This is a genomic window from Rahnella sp. BCC 1045 (genome assembly GCF_019049615.1).
Lineage (GTDB): Bacteria > Pseudomonadota > Gammaproteobacteria > Enterobacterales > Enterobacteriaceae > Rahnella > Rahnella contaminans.
This window is the reverse complement of sequence record NZ_JAFMOZ010000132.1, coordinates 19,597-38,254: the sequence shown is the minus strand read 5'-3', so window position 1 is coordinate 38,254 and position 18,658 is coordinate 19,597. Positions and strand designations below refer to the sequence as shown.

Sequence of the window (18,658 nt, the reverse complement as noted above, 5' to 3'; positions counted from 1 at the left end):
CGGACAGGAAACTCATGCAACAGAAGTGAAGAAATGAGAGGTAGCGCGCCGTCCTGAAGATTCGGAACGGCGAAATCATTACAGACGACCGGTATAGTAATAACGGACAAATTTCAGCAGTTTGAGCTGACGGCGCAAACGGCTGGGCTGTAACATCAGGCGGTATAACCATTCCAGCCCCATGCTTTGCCAGATTTTTGGCGCCCGTTTAACGTGGCCGGTGAAGACGTCGTAAGTGCCGCCGACGCCCATATAGAGCGCATCCGGATAAACCTCACGGCAATCGCGCATCAGGATTTCCTGCTTCGGCGAGCCCATCGCCACCGTCACAATTGCAGCCCCGCTGCTTTTGACCCGTTCAAATAAAGCGTTTCGTTGCTCCGGCGTAAAGTAGCCATTCTGGCTGCCGGCAATATTGACGTTCCACTGGGCGCGCAATTTTTCTTCCGTTTGTGCCAGTACGTCAGGTTTACCGCCAATCAGAAAGACCGGCGTGCCTTCACGACCGGCGCGTTCCATCAGCCCTTCCCAGAGATCGGCACCGGCGATACGGGACACCCGCGCCTGTGGATATTTTCGGCGAATAGCCCGCACCATGCTGATGCCGTCGGGATATTTGTATTCCGCCACTTTAATCAGTGCGCTCATTTCCGCATTGCTTTCGATGGTCAGCACTTTCTCGGCATTCATCGCCACCAGCGAACCGGTTTTCACCTGATTTTCGGCAAACAGATAATCAATAAAATGTGCCATATCGCGGAAGCCCCACAGTCGGATCCCGCGAATATCGTATTGTGGAACATTATTCTCAGAGTTCATTCAAATGCCTGCCAGAGTGAGGCTCCATAAGGTTTTTTCTGCGCGGCATTTTGACACGGATAAGCCCGGCAGCATCAAACATCCAGTACAGGAGTTTGGCGACAACCAGACACGCGCCGAACACCAGGCAGAAAAACACCACCCGTGAGAAGAAGGAGTCCACGCCTTCACGGGCCAGCACAATCATATTAAAGACCGCACCGAAGCAAAAACTTTGCAAGATAGCGGCTTTATAGCGGTTGGTATCCGCTTTGCCTTTTTCGTACAACCAGTCGAACCATTTCATGATCATGCCCACGGCGACGGCACCCAGCGGAATAAACCACACGCCGCCCATCACCACCAGAGAACCAATCAGGGTCGGAGAAATCGCCAGACCGGAATGGTTATCGAGCACTTCCCAGGTGAAATAGTTGGCAGAATTGAGCACGATGCCCGGACGGTCATGCCACAGCCAGGTCGGGATGAAAACGTAGAAATCACGCGCAATTGGCGCAAGGCCCTGGAAGCTGATTTTGTCGTAGTTCTGCAACAAAAGCCCCAGATTTTCCCACGGAGAAAACGTGTCGCGCGTCAGATACAGGAAAGTATAAATCGCTTCCGGGCCGCTGACGTTCAGGCCATAGCGTTTAAGTGCCAGCCAGAACATGCCGACAATGCCCAGCACGCCCGCCACCGCCAGCATCCACAGGCTGATCCAGCCGCGCACAATGCCGATAAACAAAAACAGCGCAAATGCGATGATGATATTGGCGCGGGTTCCGCCGACGATAACGTAGGTCAGGAAACCAAAAGCCACGGTGCTGGCGAGGAAAAAAAGCCAGCGGCGGATATCCGGTTTGATGAAAAACACCAACAGCATCGCCGGAATAAAGAAGTAAAAGAAGCGCTTAAGCGCCACACCGGAGACATCGCTGGAGAAAATCTGGCTGTAGGATTTCAGCTTAAACAGCAGAAAACCGTTGTGCATAAAGAAGATGGAAACTGTGACGACTGCAATCAGCGCCAGCAGCATCCAGGTCAGATGGGTTTCGACCCGGTTCATCGTAAACAGCGGGCGTGAAGGCCCGTCGCGTTTAGCCTTCAGCCGCGTTTTGTAGCAAACGTAATAAATGCCATAGAAACAGGTCGCGGCCAGCATGGCCTGCAACAGATTTTCCACCGGCACCACTTTGACGTCAAACTGGAAAACCAGCAGACAGGTCAGCGGAAAACCAAAGTAGAACGTCAGCAGATACAGTAACGAAAATAAGACGTTAAAGTTGAAACGCACGCGCCGGAACTCTTTGTACGTCAGCGTGAGAATAAACAACAGCGACAGCACGTAAACGACGGTCAGGCCGCCTAATTGTGCCAGCGTCATGACGTTTCTCCCGCCGCGAGCAGTAATGCCTGCTGCCAGCCCGAAATATAGTTCGGATTAAAGAAGGCGATGTTTTTGCGATCGGCATTCAGTAACTGACGCCGCGCTTCAGCGACCACTTTTTCATCCAGCATATCACCGTAGAAAAGCACCGGCAGATGCTGCTCGGCCAGATCCTGCCAGAAAGGATTCTGACGGCTGACGACAAACGGCACGCCGAACTGAATCAGAAGGCATTGCGTCCCGATACCCTGCTGACGGTCGAAAATAAAATAGCCCAGCGAGCAACGACGCAACACATTCAGATAATCGTCGAACGCCATGGCGCCGGTCATCAGGTCAACATTTTCGGGCGCAAACAGCGTTAATGCTTCAGTGCGAACCTGCTCAATATAAGTCTGATTATCCGCCGGATATCCCATCGGGATAATCACGCGGATACCGCTGCCGAACTGCTGATGCAGCGAACGCAGTGCTTCAATGTGGCGGTTACTGCGGTCACCGGAATTCCCCACCAGCACTGTCATCTGCCCTTCGGGTTCCGGCAGATCAGCGGGTTGGGTCAGCGTCGGATCCATCCGCGTCGGAAAATACAGTAAAGAAGACGGCGTACGCGGGTAGCGCTGATGGAAATAAATCAGGTCGCCGCGCGTGGCAAAGACATGCCCGATACGTCCCTGCGCCAGGCGGCGCATGAAATAAAACAGGCGGAATTTCAGACCTCCGGCAGATTCATACAAATCTGCACCCCAGATATGCCAGTTCGCCTGCGAGGCTTTGATTTTGCCTGTCAGCAGCGCGAGCCAGAGCGTGGGATTAAATTGCCCGTGGAAGAAAAAGTGGTGCGTCCGGTCTTGCGCGCGGGAAATCACCGCCGCCGCCAGCGTTTTTTTGTCCGGATAAACCCGAATGTCCAGGCGCGTAAACTCTGCAAACGCCGAAGCATCCGCCGCCGCGACCATAAAATGACAAATCCGCTTTTCAGGCGTGCATTCGGCCAGCACGTCGTTGAAAAAGCGCAGTACGGTTACATTATGATGAGGGATGTCAGATCCCAAAACGTGAATCAGCGTTGTCATGCTCGTCTACGATAGATAACAAATACAGTGCAGCACGCGGCAAAATAGACGATATACGTCGCCATATACGCCTGCGCGGCGCCCAGAGAACCGTGAACCGGGATCAGCCAGTGTGAAAAACCGGTCAGCAGCGCGAACTGACTGATTTCTGTCAGCACATAAAAGCGCAGAGACGCGCGGGCAATCACCAGATACCCAAAAACATACGAGCCTACTTTCAGTACATCGCCCACCAGTTGCCAGGCGAACAAATCGCGCATCGCGATAAATTGTTTTGAAAACAACAGCCAGATAGCAAAATCGCGCAGTAACCAGACCGTGAAACTGACTGCGGCCACGACGGGGATGACAAATTTCAGCGACTTCACGATTTCCCGGGAAATATCCCGTTTATCGGTCAGCCGGGATAATGTGGGCAACAAATACACGCTGAATGAGGCGGTGATAAATTGCAGATAAGCATCCGAAATACTGCTGACGCCCTGCCAGATCCCCACATCTTTCCAGCTGTAATGTTCAGCCAGCAGATTTCGCATCATCACATACGCCACCGGGATCGTGACAGAAGTGATCAGCGCCATCAGCGTAAATTTGCCGAGATGGCTGGCAATAAAACGATCCCAGCCCGGTTTTAAGTATTCCAGCGGAAAGGATTTGCGCTTCCACAACATACCAGCCGCGGGCAGGATGACCAGCGCAGGCACCAGCGCCAGACCGGCCAGCGCGCCTTCGTAACCGCCCAGTTTGAAGCAAGCCAGATAAGCGACTAAACCAATCAGACTTCCGCCAATCACCGCCAGCGCGTTGCCCATCGCGTCGCGATACCCTTTCAGGATTGCCTGAAAATAGTTGGCATAGGCGATGCCCATCTGGATAAAGGCCACGGCGCGAACGACCGCCTGATAGCGCTCATGCCCGAACAGACCGCTACTGATCGGCGCAGCGAGCAGCAGAAATATCGCCGCCAGCAGAGTGGAGAAACCTAAAATCAGCGATGACGACGTCCCGAGCACGGCTTTAAGGCGCTCAGGATTATCATGGTGTTCGGCAACATATTTGGTGACGCCATTGAAGATCCCGGCACCGGACAATACGCCCAACACCGTGACCATCTGACGGAAATTCCCCGCCTGCCCCACGCCCTCCGGCCCGAACGCCACGGCCAGCAATTTAACTACCAGCAATCCGGTGCCGATTTTAATCAGCGTGGAACCGGCGGTCCAGACTGACGCTTTTGCCAGCGACATGTCAGGCGAAGTATTGCAGCATGGCCGCAATCACAGTGCGCTGTGTGTCGTCGGTCATGTTGTAGAACAACGGCAGGCGCACCAGACGCTCACTTTCCTGCGTGGTAAAGCAGTCGGTGCCAGAGAAACGCCCGAAGTTTTCGCCAGCCGGACAGGCATGCAGCGGAATGTAATGGAATACGGTGAGGATATCTGCCGCTTTCATATGACGGATGAACGCATCGCGATCTTCGATATCGTTCAGTCGAACATAGAACATGTGGGCGTTTTGCACACATTCCTGCGGAATAGCCGGAAGCTGGATACGTCCCGCATCGGCCAGATCCTGCAAGGCTTCATAATACTGATTCCAGATAGCCAGACGGCGCTGATTAATCTTTTCAGCGGCATCCAGATTTCCCCACAGATACGCGGCCTGCAAATCAGACATCAGATAGCTGGAGCCGATATCGCGCCAGGTATATTTATCCACCTGTCCGCGGAAGAACTGGCTGCGGTTGGTGCCTTTTTCGCGAATGATTTCAGCACGATCAATCAGCGCCGGATCGTTGATCAGCGTCGCACCGCCTTCGCCGCCTGCGGTGTAATTTTTCGTTTCGTGGAAACTGAAACAGCCGATGTGGCCGATCGTTCCCAGTGCCTTGCCTTTGTAAGTCGACATCACGCCCTGCGCGGCATCTTCCACCACGAACAGATGATGCTTTTCAGCCAGCGCCATGATGGCGTCCATTTCACAGGCCACGCCTGCGTAATGCACCGGCACAATCACTTTGGTTTTAGCCGTAATCGCCGCTTCAATCAGGGTTTCATCGATATTCATGGTGTCCGGGCGGACATCCACAAAGACGATTTTCGCGCCACGCAGAACAAACGCATTGGCGGTCGAGACGAACGTGAAGCTCGGCATAATCACTTCATCGCCGGGCTGGATATCAAGCAGCAATGCGGCCATTTCCAGCGACGCCGTGCAGGACGGCGTCAGCAATACTTTCGGGCAGTTAAAATGCTGTTCGAACCATTTCTGACAGCGCAGCGTGAATCCGCCATCGCCGCAAAGTTTGCCGCTGTTCATCGCCTCGCGCATGAAATCAATTTCAGTGCCAAAAATCGGCGGCGCATTAAAAGGGATCATCGTTTCACCTGTACAGCCAGTACGCCGTGCGTGTGACTTTGCCACCGCTGGCGAGATAAAGGTTTAAAGCCGGAAGGTTGCCGGTTTGTGTCGCGACGTGAAGACGCGAAACGCCCTGACCGGCACACCATTGTTTCGCAGCCGCCATTAATGTCTTGCCCACTCCCCGCCCCTGACATTCAGGTTTGACGGCCAGCAGGCCAATTCTTGCTTCGCCCTTGGCTAGCTGGCGCAGCGTCACAAATCCGCTCGCGTCATCGGCCCACAGGCAAAGATGGTCGAATGTGCCCAGCACCGCTTTTTCCGCCCACATTGCGTAAAACCGCGCGCTGTCATCCGGCTGATACCACGGAGACCGAAAACGGCTCAGGCGAAATGCCTGACGGGCGATCGTCACCACGTTTGCAATATCTTCCGGCACCGCCAGACGCCCGGCGGGCAACGCGATATCCTGCGCACTCACCGCGACGCACACATCGGTTTCACCTTCGGCCAGACGAAAGCCGAGCGCGGACAGCGCATCCAGCATTTCGGTCTGATCCGCATCCACTTTTGCCTGCACCAGCGCATATTGCGCCAGCGCCTCAGGCGTTACGACGTTTTCCGCCGACGCATCCAGGCTCAATTTGGCACTGCGCAACTGGAAGAAATCGCTCTCCCAGTCGAGCGGTTCAATATTGCCGTGGACGTGCAGGCTCACCGCCACACACCTTTGGTGTCTACGATCCAGGACTGGCGGATCGCGCTGGCCGGGATCGCCTTAAACGAGGTGTGATCAACCAGCATCACCAGAAGATCGGCATCTTTCAGGGCATCGTCCAGAGAATGCAGTGTCACTTTTTCTGCCAGCGATGCCGGAAGCTGATGAACATTCGGTTCAACGGCCCAGGTCTCGCCTGCATGCCAGTCGGCAATCAGGTGGGTGACTTCTACGGCAGGGCTTTCGCGCAGGTCGTCGATATTCGGTTTAAACGCCAGACCAAAGCAGGCGATTTTGATTTCAGAAGCGCGCTTGCCGGTGGTGGTAAGGCAATCGGCCAGCGCGGCCTTCACGCGATCAACCACCCAGTGCGGTTTGCTGTCATTCACTTCGCGCGCCGTACGGATGATCCGCGCAAGCTCAGGGTTCTGCGCCACAATAAACCACGGATCGACCGCGATACAGTGGCCGCCAACGCCCGGTCCCGGCTGTAAAATATTCACGCGCGGATGGCGGTTTGCCAGGCTTATCAGCTCCCAGACATTAATGCCCTGCGCATCGCAAATCAGTGAGAGCTCATTAGCGAAAGCAATGTTGACGTCGCGGAAGCTGTTTTCGGTCAGCTTGCACATTTCCGCCGTACGCGAATTCGTAACCACACATTCTCCTTTCAGGAAAATGTTGTACAAATCACTGGCGCGCTGCGAGCACACGGAGGTCATCCCGCCAATCACGCGGTCATTTTTGATCAGCTCAACCATCACCTGACCCGGCAAAACGCGTTCAGGGCAGTAAGCAATATTGATATCTGCCTGTTCACCCGCCTGTTGCGGGAAGCTCAGATCCGGGCGAACTTCGGCCAGCCATGCTGCCATTTGTTCTGTCGCGCCGACCGGAGACGTAGATTCCAGAATGATCAGGTCACCCTTTTTGAGTACCGGCGCCAGAGAGCGCGCGGCGGATTCCACGTATTTCATATCCGGCAGATGATCGCCCATAAAAGGCGTCGGCACGGCAATCAGGAAAGCATCCGCAGGTTCGGGCTGAGTGACGGCGCGGAGCAAACCGCCTTCTACCGCCTGTTTTACCAGCGTGTCGAGATCGGGTTCAACGATATGAATGGCGCCACGGTTAATGGTCTCAACCGCGTGCTGATTGATGTCCACCCCCACGACTTTTTTCTGGCGTGAGGCGAAGGCGGCAGCCGTCGGCAAACCGATGTAACCCAGTCCGATTACAGAAATAGTATTGAAATTCATGGTCATACCCGATGATTTTTTAATGCATCAAGAATATGGCGACACGCGTGTCCGTCACCATAAGGATTGTGCGCCCTGCTCATGCTGTTGTATTCGTTTTCTTCGCTCAGCAGACGGTTCACTTCCTTAACAATTTTTGCAGGATCAGTCCCGACCAGACGTACCGTACCGGCATCAACGGCTTCCGGACGCTCTGTGGTTTCCCGCATCACCAGCACCGGTTTCCCCAGTGAAGGCGCTTCTTCCTGCACACCGCCCGAATCCGTCAGAATCAGATAGGCTTTATCCATCAGATAAACGAAAGGCAGATAATCCTGCGGGTCGATTAACACGATGTTGTCGATGCCCGCCAGAAAACGGTTTACCGGCTCACTGACGTTAGGATTGAGGTGCACCGGATACACAATCTGAACATCCGGATGCTGGCGGGCGATATCGGCCAGCGCCGAGCAAATCCGCTCAAAACCGCCGCCAAAACTTTCACGGCGGTGACCCGTTACGAGGATCAGTTTTTTACTGGCATCGAGGAACGGATAGGTATTGGCCAGCTGCTGCGCCAGAGACGCATCGCTGTTAAAGCGATCACGAACCCACAACAGCGCATCAATCACCGTATTGCCGGTGACGAAAATGCGGCTTTCAGGAATATTTTCCCGCGTCAGATTCGAACGGGCGTTTTCCGTCGGGGCAAAATGCCAGCGCGCAAGATGACCGGTCAGCAGGCGATTGCCCTCTTCCGGCCACGGCGAAGAAAGATCACCGGTGCGCAGACCGGCTTCGACATGACCGACCGCAATCTGATGATAAAAAGCCGCCAGACTCGCGGACAGCGTCGTGGTGGTATCGCCGTGAACCAGCACGACGTCCGGTTTAAATTCATCAAGCACCGGCTTCAGGCCAGTCAGAATACGGCTGGTGATTTCCGTCAGACCCTGCCCCGGTTTCATAATATTGAGGTCATAATCGGGCGTAATCTCAAACAGACGCAGTACCTGATCGAGCATTTCACGGTGCTGTGCCGTGACACAAACTTTAGATTCAAAAGCCGCATCCTGCGACAAAGCAAGCACCAGCGGCGCCATTTTAATGGCCTCCGGACGGGTGCCGAAAATCGTCAACACTTTCACAATGTGTTTCTCTTATTTTTACGACGCGTCAGGGCAACTCCTGCCCCGATTAAACCACCGACAATCCCCCACATGATCATCAGGAACACACGGCGCGGGCTGTCACGTTTTACAGGTTCCTCAGGCGTTCTGAGGTAACGATAAGTCTGGAATTTCGCGGTCAGCGTCGGGCCCACATTCAGCGTCGACAGCATGGCGCGGTTCTGGTCGTAATCCAGATCATAACCCGGCCCGGAAGCCTGTAATAATTCCAGGCGCGCTTTCAACATAGGCACACCCAGCAGGAACATGTCGGAATCCGGCAGCTCTTCGGCTGGCGTGTCCGTCACGCTTTTGGTGATGTTTTGCTGCTGGGCGATTTTCAGCGCCTGCTCGGTGTTATTCACCGTGCGTTTGAAAATGCTCTGCGCCACTTCTTCCTGGCGTTTGACCTGCGCTTTCATCGACTGCGTCCGGGCAGCCCATGCGCCCTGCAACTCATCGTAAAGATGCTGCGCCGCGCGCTGGCTGGCGAAATTAACATACTGACGCAAAAGTTTGTTGGCATCAGCGGCATCTTCCGCCGTCAGTTTCACAATGTCGTTCGGGACTTTCATTGCATCGCGCGGTGTGAACTGAATATCGTTAATCAGATCATCGAGCAAAACGGCATCCGCGCGCGCATCATTTTCCAGGCGCTGCTTGTAATAAGGGCTTTGCAGCCAGAAATCACGACGGGTGTCGTAAGCGGCCAGCTGCATCACAAATTCATTATAGGATTCATCAGAGATCGGCGGACGACCGGTATCCGACGGCAACGCAGTGCGCACATCCAGATTACGCAGGAACTGCGCTTGTGAGAAATAGGACGAGAGATTGTTCACGGTGGGACGGTCGGTAATGGCCGTCGAGCTCCACTCCTGTTTCATCAGATAAGAGGAGCCCAAAGCCACTAACGCGAACAGTATTGCCAGGCCCGCAATCCAAAATTTACCTTTCCATAAGGTGCAGCACAAACCACGAATATCGAGTTCATTTTCGATGTCACGATCATTCTGGTTTCTTATCATTTCTGGTTTATCCACAGCCAGTATGCCCTTGTGTAAAAGATGGAATTATTGAGGAGATGAACGGCGCAAACGCCTTTTAAGACGTTTGATAAACCGGGCCACGCGCCAGGCGTGCTTGATGCAAACGCCGTACAACAGGAAAGCGACAAAGAATAAAGCCAGCATGACCCATTCAGGCACGAAAGGCAGATGTTCGCCAATCACGCCAACCGCCGCCAGAAGTGCAGCGGCCACGGTAATTAGCATAAAGGCCTGACGGGAAGTAAAGCCGGCGCGCATGATCAAATGATGAATGTGCTGGCGATCGGCAGAAAACGGACTCATGCCTTTGCGCAGACGTCGGTACATGATGGCAACCATGTCCATCAGAGGGATTGCGATAAGCCAGAGTGCGGTCACCGGGTTCATCGGATGCGTTTCGCCTTGCGTGCTTTGCAGCAGGATCCAGATGACCGTAAAACCAATCAGCGTACTACCCGCATCGCCCATGAACACTTTATAGCGAGGGCCGAAGACGCCCAGATTGAGCAGGATATAAGGCAAAATGGCGGCAATCATGGCGAAGCACCAGAGCGCCAGTTCCATGTGACCACTGCCATACATGATGATGCCTAAAGAACCGAAACTGACGCAGGATAATCCGCCCAGAAGCCCGTCGATACCATCCACCATGTTAAAGGCGTTGATCGCCGCCCAGACGGCAAACAGGGTCACCAGATAGCCGAACGGCCCGAGTGCCATTTCCCATGGGCCGATAAGATGCCCGAGATTACGTAGCGTGAGATTTGCGAAACTCATCATCGCCACGGCCACCACAGCCTGCACCATTGCGCGGGTTTTTACACTGATATCGAAACGGTCATCGAGCGCGCCGACCAGTACCAGCAAGCCCGCGCAGGCGAGATAAAGGTTGCCATGCGGAATGACATAGCTGGTGATAAGAAAGGCGAAACAAACCCCTGCATACACAGAAATACCGCCGACCAGCGGGATCAAACCCTGATGGCGTTTGCGAAAATTGGGTTTATCTACGAGTCCGATTTTATTCGCCACCTTCCGGGCAACGAACAGAAACAGGAATGAAAAAACGAAAACAATGGCAAGCTCAGTACTCATATTGAGTAAATTCACAGTTAAGAGATCTCTTCTGCAAAAATAAGGTGCGTGGAATCGAGAGCATCATAAACCTCACAGCCTTAAATCAAATCCTATGGTGACAGTTATGGTTTTGTCTCAGGCAAGACCTTATCTGTTGCCATTTCTTGGGCAGTAAACCGATAAAATAAAGAAAGGGCACTGGAAAAACCATCAGCTATTATCCGAATAGTCTGACAATTTCACCAAAGTAGCATTATGGTAGCTACCAAAAGCAAAAAACGCCACGGCTTAGCGTGGCGTTAGTTTGAGTTTTACACCAAATTACGAACGTTTCATCATATCGAAGAAGTCGTCATTGGTTTTCGTCATGGCGAGTTTGTTGATGAGGAATTCCATTGCATCAATCTCACCCATCGGGTGAATGATTTTACGCAGGATCCACATCTTCTGAAGTTCTTCTGACGTGGTCAGCAGCTCTTCTTTACGGGTACCAGAACGATTGTAATCAATCGCAGGGAATACGCGTTTCTCAGCGATTTTGCGCGCCAGATGCAATTCCATGTTGCCGGTACCTTTGAATTCTTCATAGATAACTTCATCCATTTTAGAACCGGTATCGACCAGCGCAGTAGCGATGATGGTCAGGCTTCCGCCCTCTTCCACGTTACGTGCTGCACCGAAGAAACGTTTTGGACGGTGTAAGGCGTTAGCATCCACACCACCGGTCAGAACTTTGCCTGATGACGGAACCACGGTGTTGTAAGCACGAGCCAGACGGGTAATGGAGTCCAGCAGGATGATGACGTCTTTCTTGTGCTCAACCAGGCGTTTGGCTTTTTCGATGACCATTTCAGCCACCTGAACGTGACGGGATGCCGGCTCATCAAAGGTAGAAGCGATAACTTCACCTTTAACCAGACGCTGCATCTCGGTCACTTCTTCCGGACGTTCGTCAATCAGCAGAACCATCAGCACACAGTCAGGATGATTGTACGCAATGCTTGTCGCGATATTTTGCAGCAGCATGGTTTTACCCGCTTTCGGCGGAGCAACAATCAGACCACGCTGGCCGCGGCCAATCGGAGCAGCCAGATCCAGTACACGCGCGGTTAAATCTTCCGTTGAACCATTACCACGTTCCATACGCAGACGGGAATTTGCATGCAGAGGGGTTAAGTTTTCGAACAGGATTTTGCTGCGGGCGTTTTCTGGTTTGTCGTAGTTAACTTCGTTAACTTTCAACAGGGCAAAATAACGTTCACCTTCTTTAGGTGGGCGGATTTTACCGGAAATGGTGTCGCCAGTGCGAAGGTTGAAGCGGCGAATTTGGCTTGGTGATACGTAGATGTCGTCGGGGCCTGCGAGGTAGGAACTGTCTCCGGAGCGGAGGAAACCAAATCCATCCTGCAATATCTCCAGTACGCCATCACCGAAGATGTCTTCTCCGCTTTTCGCATGCTGCTTCAATATTGAAAAGATAATGTCTTGCTTGCGCATGCGGGCCTGGTTTTCCAGCCCCATATTTTCGCCGAGTGCAATCAGGTCAGAGACCGGCGTATTCTTTAATTCGGTAAGATTCATAATGGTGGGTTCTTAAACTCGGGGTATGTCTCGAACATCTGTCGTGAATGGGTATGGCAGGGTCATCCATGCCTGTTTATTGTATGACACTTCAAATCACAGCTTTGAAATCCAGCCGCAGGCAGTCGCTCGCGGGCGATATTCTAGAGGGGCAATGATATTGAAGGTGTCTTAAAGCCGATTTTGTTAAAACCGTTAGATGGTCAAGCACAGTGCCAGTTCAATTTAATTATTATTCAAAGAAACTTTATAGGCAGATGTTTTTGACACAACAGAGTAAAACGTAAGAATCAAACTACAGGTAAGCTCTATTTGCAGTAAGCGTAAACTTAGCACGCTTCTTGACAGGCGTCTAGCGGACAATGTGAAAAACACGGCAGCCCGCTAAACACCTGGCTTTGGTCATCCCGACCGATTACAGATTAGCTGTTAAGAACTCTTTCAGCTGACCTTTCGACAGTGCGCCAACTTTAGTTGCTGCGACTTCGCCGCCTTTAAATAACAGCAGGGTAGGAATACCACGGATGCCGTATTTAGGTGCAGTACCTGGGTTTTCATCGATGTTCAGCTTCGCGATGGTCAGCTTGCCTTCGAACTCAGTGGCAATTTCATCCAGAATCGGAGCGATCATTTTACAAGGACCACACCACTCTGCCCAGAAATCGACCAGTACCAGCCCTTCAGCTTTCAATACGTCGTTGTCGAAACTGTCATCGGTCAGGTGAATAATTTTATCGCTCATGTTCTACTCCAAAGGATTATCTTTACCTTGTTGATGTAGCATTAACCAACAGTAGGTTGACTTTATTTCACCGGATACGCTTTCGTAAAGCAATAGTTAGCTGATATTCTACCACACTATGAGCAAAACACACTTGACCGAACAGAAGTTTTCCGACTTCGCCCTGCACCCGCTGGCAGTAGAAGCCCTTGAAAAGAAAGGGTTCCATTACTGTACGCCTATTCAGGCATTGGCATTGCCGATCACGCTCGCTGGGCGTGATGTTGCAGGTCAGGCGCAAACCGGTACCGGCAAGACGCTGGCTTTTTTGGCGTCTACTTTCCATTATCTGCTTTCTCACCCTGCTGCGGAAGGTCGTCAGACTAACCAGCCGCGTGCCTTGATCATGGCACCTACGCGTGAACTCGCGGTGCAGATCCACTCCGACGCCGAAGCATTATCTGAATCTACCGGGCTAAAATTAGGTCTGGCCTATGGCGGCGACGGTTACGATAAACAGCTTAAAGTGCTGGAAAGCGGCGTGGACATCCTCATCGGAACCACCGGCCGTTTAATCGATTACACCAAACAGAACCACATCGACCTGGGCGCGATTCAGGTGGTGGTGCTGGATGAAGCAGACCGCATGTTCGATCTGGGCTTCATCAAAGATATCCGCTGGATCTTCCGCCGGATGCCACCTGCGACTCAACGCCTCAACATGCTGTTCTCAGCAACCCTTTCCTATCGTGTGAAAGAACTGGCGTTCGAAAACATGAATAATGCCGAGTCGATTGAGATCGAACCGGAGCAAAAAACGGGCCACCGTATTAAAGAAGAACTCTTCTACCCTTCGAATGAAGAGAAAATGCGCCTGTTACAGACGCTGATTGAAGAAGAATGGCCAGACCGTTGCATCATTTTTGCTAACACTAAACACCGTTGTGAAGACGTCTGGGGCCATCTGGCAGCCGACGGTCATCGCGTAGGTTTACTAACCGGCGATGTCCCGCAGAAAAAACGCCTGCGCGTTCTGGAAGACTTCACCAAAGGCACGCTGGATATTCTGGTTGCGACTGACGTTGCAGCCCGTGGTTTGCACATTCCTGCCGTTACGCACGTCTTTAACTATGATCTGCCTGACGACTGTGAAGACTATGTTCACCGTATTGGTCGTACCGGCCGTGCGGGTCTGAGCGGTCATTCCATCAGCCTGGCTTGTGAAGAGTACGCGCTGAACCTGACGGCAATCGAAACCTACACCGGTCACAGCATTCCTGTCAGCAAATACAGCAGCGAAGCGCTGTTAACTGATTTACCTGCGCCGAAACGTCTGGCTCGCTCTCGTACCGGAAACGGTCCGCGTCGTAACAGCAATTCGTCTTCACGTCGCAGCAGCGCACCACGTAGCAACCGTAAACGTCCGGGCTGATAACCTATGCTAAGCTCCACCTCACTCTATGCAGCAATTGATTTGGGCTCTAACAGCTTTCACATGCTGGTTGTTCGTGAGGTGGCAGGCAGTATCCAGACCCTCGCCAGAATTAAGCGCAAAGTGCGTCTGGCTGCCGGTCTGGATAAGCAAAACCTGCTTTCTCAGGAAGCCATGCAACGTGGCTGGCAATGCCTGAAGCTGTTTTCCGAAAGATTGCAGGATATTCCCCGCGAACAAATCCGCGTCGTTGCCACCGCAACGTTGCGGCTTGCCAGTAATGCGGACGAATTTTTGAGGAAAGCTCAGGAAATTCTCGGTTGCCCGATTCAGGTCATTGCCGGTGAAGAAGAAGCCCGTCTGATTTATCACGGCGTTGCCCATACCACGGGTGGCCCGGATAAACGTCTGGTCGTCGATATTGGCGGCGGCAGTACAGAGCTGGTCACTGGTATCGGCGCACAGGCCACCACGCTTTTCAGCCTTTCGATGGGCTGCGTGACCTGGCTGGAGCGCTATTTTACCGACCGAAATCTGGCAAAGGAAAACTTCGATCAGGCCGAACAGGCTGCGACCGACATGATCCTTCCGATAGCGCCTCAACTGATCGCCAATGGCTGGCAAATTTGTGTTGGTGCTTCCGGCACCGTTCAGGCGCTTCAGGAAATCATGGTCGCTCAGGGTATGGATGAGCGCATTACGTTGCCGAAACTTCAACAGCTCAAACAGCGTGCAATTCAGTGCGGCAAACTGGAAGAGCTGGAAATTGAAGGCCTGACGCTTGAACGTGCGCTGGTTTTCCCAAGCGGTCTGTCGATTCTCATCGCCATTTTCAAAACCCTGAATATCGAAACCATGACGCTGGCCGGTGGCGCACTGCGTGAAGGTCTGGTTTACGGCATGCTGCACCTGCCGATTGAACAGGATATTCGCCAGCGCACATTGCGAAATCTGCAACGCCGCTATCTGCTTGATAATGAACAGGCACAGCGCGTAGCACAGCTTGCAGAGAACTTTTCGTTGCAGGTGTCACAGGAATGGAAGCTCGATGCCCGCGCCCGTGAGCTGCTGAATAGCGCCTGTTTGATCCACGAAATCGGGCTGAGTGTTGATTTCAAAAAAGCGCCACAGCACGCAGCCTATCTGATCAGTCATTTAGACTTACCGGGCTTTACGCCGGCGCAGAAAAAACTGCTGGCGACGCTGTTGCAAAACCAGAACGGGACGCTCGATTTACCGTTGCTCAATGAGCAAAACGCCGTCCCGCCGCGTCAGGCACAACGTCTTTGTCGCATTCTCCGGCTTGCGATTATCTTTGCCAGCCGTCGCCGCGACGACACATTGCCCGCCGTGCGTTTACGGGCAAATGATGATGAACTGAATGTGATTGTGCCGCAGGGCTGGCTGGCTCAGCATCCGTTACGGGCAGAAGAGCTGGAACAGGAAAGCCACTGGCAAAGTTATGTCCACTGGCCGCTGTTCGTCGAAGAACAGCTCTGATTTTTTTCGTAAAAAAAACGCACCGAATGAGGCAGGGCTTATCCCCTGCCTTTTCTTTGACTGTCAGTTTCCGCCTTTGGCTTTCGCCAGTTGTTCACGGATTTTCTCCAGATGGCTTTGCCCTTTCACCATACGCTCCTGCGCACTGACCACTTTACGCTCACTTTCCCAGGCCAAATCATCCTGCGGCAGTTCCATCAGGAAGCGGCTGGGTTCCGGACGAATTAATTCCCCGTACTGGCGGCGTTCACGGCAAAGGGTAAAAGTCAGCTCTTTTTGGGCGCGGGTAATGCCCACATACGCCAGACGCCGTTCTTCATCGACATTGTCTTCATCGATGCTGCTCTGGTGCGGCAACAATCCTTCTTCCATGCCGACCAGAAACACATACGGGAATTCCAGACCTTTCGAAGCGTGCAGCGTCATCAGCTGAACCTGATCCAGTTCTTCGTCACTTTCACCACGTTCCATCATGTCACGCAGCGTAAAGCGCGTGACCACCTGAGTGAGCGTCATCGGCTCATCCAGATCGGTACCTTCGAGCATTTCGGTCATCCAGCTGAAAAGCTGATTGACGTTTTTCATGCGCATTTCGGCCGCTTTCGGGCTCGGCGAGGTTTCGAACAACCAGCTTTCGTAATCGATGCCGTGGATCAGATCCCGTACCGCCGCAACCGGTTCGCGTTCGGCCAGTTCAGAAATAGTGCCCATCCAGTGCGTGAACCGTTGCAGTGATTCCAGGCCACGCCCGGTCAGATACTGGCTCAGCCCCATATCGAAACTGGCTTTGAACAAACCTTTGTTACGCTGATTTGCCCACTCACCCAGTTTCTGCAACGTCGCTGCACCGATTTCACGACGCGGTGTATTCACGATACGCAGGAAAGCGCTGTCATCGTCAGGGTTAGTCAGGACGCGCAAATAGGCCAGTAAATCTTTAATTTCAGGCCGCGAGAAGAACGACGTGCCGCCGGAAATGCGGTACGGAATGCGGTTCTGCATCAGCATTTTTTCAAACAGGCGTGACTGGTGGTTACCGCGATACAAAATCGCGTAATCGCCATAACCGGTCTTGTTGATAAAGTGATGCGCAATCAGCTCGCCAACCACGCGCTCGGCTTCGTGATCTTCATTGTTGGCGGTCACCACTTTCAGCGTTTCGCCGTAACCCAGCTCAGAGAAAAGCCGCTTCTCGAACACATGCGGGTTGTTGGCGATCAGGATGTTAGCCGCTTTCAGAATGCGCTGCGAGGAACGATAGTTCTGTTCAAGCTTAACGACCTGCAACTGCGGGAAATCTTCTTTCAGCAGCACCAGGTTTTGCGGCCGCGCACCGCGCCAGGAGTAGATAGATTGATCGTCGTCGCCCACTACAGTGAAACGTGCGCGGTTGCCAACCAGCAGTTTCACCATCATGTACTGACTGGTGTTGGTGTCCTGATATTCATCGACCAGCAGATAGCGCAGTTTGTTCTGCCAGCGCTCCCGCACTTCTTCATTCTTCTGCAACAGCAGCGTCGGCAGCAGGATCAGGTCATCGAAATCGAGGATATTACAGGCGCGCATATGGTCATGATAAAGCCCGTAGCAGTGCGCGAAGATCTGATCGCGTTCCGATCGCGCAAGGCCCGCCGCATGGGACGGATCAACCAGATCGTTCTTCCAGTTTGAGATCGTCGAGATCAGCTGTTGCAACAGCGTTTTGTCATTTTCCAGCCACTTCTCGCTCAGCTCTTTGAGCAGCGCCAGCTGATCCTGATCGTCGAACAGGGAGAAATTGGATTTCATGCCCAACGCGGCAAATTCGCGTTTGATGATTTCAAGCCCCAGCGTGTGGAAAGTCGCGATCAGCAAGCCGCGTGATTCTTTTCGCCCAAGGGTTTGCGCCACACGCTCTTTCATCTCGCGCGCCGCTTTATTGGTGAAGGTTACAGCCGCAATGTGGCGAGCCTGATAGCCGCATTCACGGATCAGGTGTGCGATTTTATTGGTAATCACCCTGGTTTTGCCGGAGCCAGCCCCCGCCAGAACCAGGCAGGGTCCGGTGACGAATTCGACGGCATGTTGTTGGCTGGGGTTTAATCGCATGGCGTATTTTTGCTCACCTGATGGACAAGGACGGCGATTGTAGCAGAAACGTCGCCTGAGATTGACAGCCTTTACGGTGCAATTTGTGATGTCTGGAATGCAGGCCGGAGTCCACATACGGCGTTGCAGATGTTACATTACGCCCCTGGAAACACTCTCGCATAAAAGGTCTCAATCATGGCAAAAACTGCTGCAGCAATGCATATCCTTGTTAAGGAAGAAGCACAGGCGCTCGATATTCTGGAACAACTGAAGAATGGCGGCGATTTCGAAAAACTGGCTAAAAAACATTCTACCTGCCCGTCAGGCAAAAAAGGCGGCCATTTAGGTGAATTCAAGCAAGGCGCAATGGTGCCAGCTTTCGATAAAGTGGTTTTCTCTGCGCCGCTGATCGAGCCACAAGGCCCGCTGCACACGCAGTTCGGTTACCACATCATTAAGATCCTGTACCGCAACTGAGTTA

At 52.9% G+C, this 18,658-nt stretch carries 16 protein-coding genes; 3 read left to right on the top strand and 13 right to left on the bottom strand.

The window, feature by feature from the left end; all coding sequences use genetic code 11:
* Positions 1 to 78: 78 nt before the first annotated feature.
* The 12 genes from wecG to trxA form a co-directional block, all read right to left on the bottom strand.
* On the bottom strand, positions 79 to 819 hold the full coding sequence (wecG, locus tag J1782_RS15865) for a lipopolysaccharide N-acetylmannosaminouronosyltransferase (protein ID WP_217153493.1): 741 nt from the start codon (positions 817 to 819) through the stop codon (positions 79 to 81).
* Entirely contained in the window at positions 809 to 2,182 is a 1,374-nt protein-coding gene (gene wzyE / locus J1782_RS15860; RefSeq protein WP_217153492.1) for an ECA oligosaccharide polymerase, read from the bottom strand. The genes wecG and wzyE overlap by 11 nt, the downstream gene beginning before the upstream one ends.
* On the bottom strand, positions 2,179 to 3,261 hold the full coding sequence (locus J1782_RS15855; protein WP_165061929.1) for a TDP-N-acetylfucosamine:lipid II N-acetylfucosaminyltransferase: 1,083 nt from the start codon (positions 3,259 to 3,261) through the stop codon (positions 2,179 to 2,181). The genes wzyE and J1782_RS15855 overlap by 4 nt, the downstream gene beginning before the upstream one ends.
* Positions 3,258 to 4,508, bottom strand: a complete 1,251-nt coding sequence (gene wzxE / locus J1782_RS15850; protein ID WP_208949950.1) for a lipid III flippase WzxE — start codon at positions 4,506 to 4,508, stop codon at positions 3,258 to 3,260. Before wzxE ends, J1782_RS15855 begins: the two co-directional genes overlap by 4 nt.
* Before the next feature lies 1 nt (position 4,509).
* Positions 4,510 to 5,640, bottom strand: coding sequence for a dTDP-4-amino-4,6-dideoxygalactose transaminase (gene rffA, locus J1782_RS15845; protein WP_217153491.1), 1,131 nt, complete (start codon positions 5,638 to 5,640; stop codon positions 4,510 to 4,512).
* A gap of 4 nt (positions 5,641 to 5,644) precedes the next feature.
* The gene (rffC, locus tag J1782_RS15840) at positions 5,645 to 6,334 is read right to left on the bottom strand and encodes a dTDP-4-amino-4,6-dideoxy-D-galactose acyltransferase (protein WP_217153515.1); all 690 of its coding nucleotides are present in this window, start codon (positions 6,332 to 6,334) and stop codon (positions 5,645 to 5,647) included.
* A gap of 2 nt (positions 6,335 to 6,336) precedes the next feature.
* On the bottom strand, positions 6,337 to 7,599 hold the full coding sequence (gene wecC, locus J1782_RS15835) for a UDP-N-acetyl-D-mannosamine dehydrogenase (protein WP_217153490.1): 1,263 nt from the start codon (positions 7,597 to 7,599) through the stop codon (positions 6,337 to 6,339).
* 2 nt (positions 7,600 to 7,601) lie between these two features.
* Complete coding sequence (wecB, locus tag J1782_RS15830) at positions 7,602 to 8,726, bottom strand: non-hydrolyzing UDP-N-acetylglucosamine 2-epimerase (protein ID WP_217153489.1); 1,125 nt, start codon at positions 8,724 to 8,726, stop codon at positions 7,602 to 7,604.
* A complete protein-coding gene (gene wzzE / locus J1782_RS15825; RefSeq protein ID WP_152324759.1) occupies positions 8,723 to 9,775 on the bottom strand; it encodes an ECA polysaccharide chain length modulation protein in 1,053 nt (350 codons plus the stop codon). The genes wecB and wzzE overlap by 4 nt, the downstream gene beginning before the upstream one ends.
* 45 nt (positions 9,776 to 9,820) lie before the next feature.
* Positions 9,821 to 10,906 (bottom strand): UDP-N-acetylglucosamine--undecaprenyl-phosphate N-acetylglucosaminephosphotransferase, encoded by a 1,086-nt coding sequence (gene wecA, locus J1782_RS15820; RefSeq protein WP_152324758.1) that lies wholly within the window; start codon positions 10,904 to 10,906, stop codon positions 9,821 to 9,823.
* Positions 10,907 to 11,194: 288 nt separating this feature from the next.
* Complete coding sequence (gene rho, locus J1782_RS15815; protein ID WP_101079467.1) at positions 11,195 to 12,454, bottom strand: transcription termination factor Rho; 1,260 nt, start codon at positions 12,452 to 12,454, stop codon at positions 11,195 to 11,197.
* A 415-nt stretch (positions 12,455 to 12,869) separates the two neighbouring features.
* Positions 12,870 to 13,196, bottom strand: coding sequence for a thioredoxin TrxA (gene trxA, locus J1782_RS15810; protein WP_013577537.1), 327 nt, complete (start codon positions 13,194 to 13,196; stop codon positions 12,870 to 12,872).
* Positions 13,197 to 13,314: 118 nt separating this feature from the next.
* Here trxA and rhlB point away from each other — a divergent pair, with 118 nt between their 5' ends.
* Both rhlB and gppA read left to right on the top strand, forming a co-directional pair.
* On the top strand, positions 13,315 to 14,607 hold the full coding sequence (gene rhlB / locus J1782_RS15805) for an ATP-dependent RNA helicase RhlB (protein ID WP_101079469.1): 1,293 nt from the start codon (positions 13,315 to 13,317) through the stop codon (positions 14,605 to 14,607).
* A gap of 6 nt (positions 14,608 to 14,613) precedes the next feature.
* Positions 14,614 to 16,107, top strand: coding sequence for a guanosine-5'-triphosphate,3'-diphosphate diphosphatase (gppA, locus tag J1782_RS15800; protein ID WP_152324757.1), 1,494 nt, complete (start codon positions 14,614 to 14,616; stop codon positions 16,105 to 16,107).
* 63 nt (positions 16,108 to 16,170) lie between these two features.
* On the opposite strand, the gene rep is transcribed toward gppA, so the two are convergent.
* Complete coding sequence (rep, locus tag J1782_RS15795; protein WP_152324756.1) at positions 16,171 to 18,195, bottom strand: DNA helicase Rep; 2,025 nt, start codon at positions 18,193 to 18,195, stop codon at positions 16,171 to 16,173.
* Positions 18,196 to 18,372: 177 nt separating this feature from the next.
* Between rep and ppiC the strand changes: the two genes are divergently transcribed.
* On the top strand, positions 18,373 to 18,654 hold the full coding sequence (ppiC, locus tag J1782_RS15790) for a peptidylprolyl isomerase PpiC (RefSeq protein ID WP_152324755.1): 282 nt from the start codon (positions 18,373 to 18,375) through the stop codon (positions 18,652 to 18,654).
* Positions 18,655 to 18,658: the final 4 nt, after the last annotated feature.

Coding starts and splice junctions, on each gene's coding strand:
- wecG (WP_217153493.1), bottom strand. CDS start 819: ATGAACTCTGAGAATAATGTTCCACAATACGATATTCGCGGGATCCGA.
- wzyE (WP_217153492.1), bottom strand. CDS start 2,182: ATGACGCTGGCACAATTAGGCGGCCTGACCGTCGTTTACGTGCTGTCG.
- J1782_RS15855 (WP_165061929.1), bottom strand. CDS start 3,261: ATGACAACGCTGATTCACGTTTTGGGATCTGACATCCCTCATCATAAT.
- wzxE (WP_208949950.1), bottom strand. CDS start 4,508: ATGTCGCTGGCAAAAGCGTCAGTCTGGACCGCCGGTTCCACGCTGATT.
- rffA (WP_217153491.1), bottom strand. CDS start 5,640: ATGATCCCTTTTAATGCGCCGCCGATTTTTGGCACTGAAATTGATTTC.
- wecC (WP_217153490.1), bottom strand. CDS start 7,599: ATGAATTTCAATACTATTTCTGTAATCGGACTGGGTTACATCGGTTTG.
- wzzE (WP_152324759.1), bottom strand. CDS start 9,775: ATGATAAGAAACCAGAATGATCGTGACATCGAAAATGAACTCGATATT.
- rho (WP_101079467.1), bottom strand. CDS start 12,454: ATGAATCTTACCGAATTAAAGAATACGCCGGTCTCTGACCTGATTGCA.
- trxA (WP_013577537.1), bottom strand. CDS start 13,196: ATGAGCGATAAAATTATTCACCTGACCGATGACAGTTTCGACAACGAC.
- rhlB (WP_101079469.1), top strand. CDS start 13,315: ATGAGCAAAACACACTTGACCGAACAGAAGTTTTCCGACTTCGCCCTG.
- gppA (WP_152324757.1), top strand. CDS start 14,614: ATGCTAAGCTCCACCTCACTCTATGCAGCAATTGATTTGGGCTCTAAC.
- rep (WP_152324756.1), bottom strand. CDS start 18,195: ATGCGATTAAACCCCAGCCAACAACATGCCGTCGAATTCGTCACCGGA.
- ppiC (WP_152324755.1), top strand. CDS start 18,373: ATGGCAAAAACTGCTGCAGCAATGCATATCCTTGTTAAGGAAGAAGCA.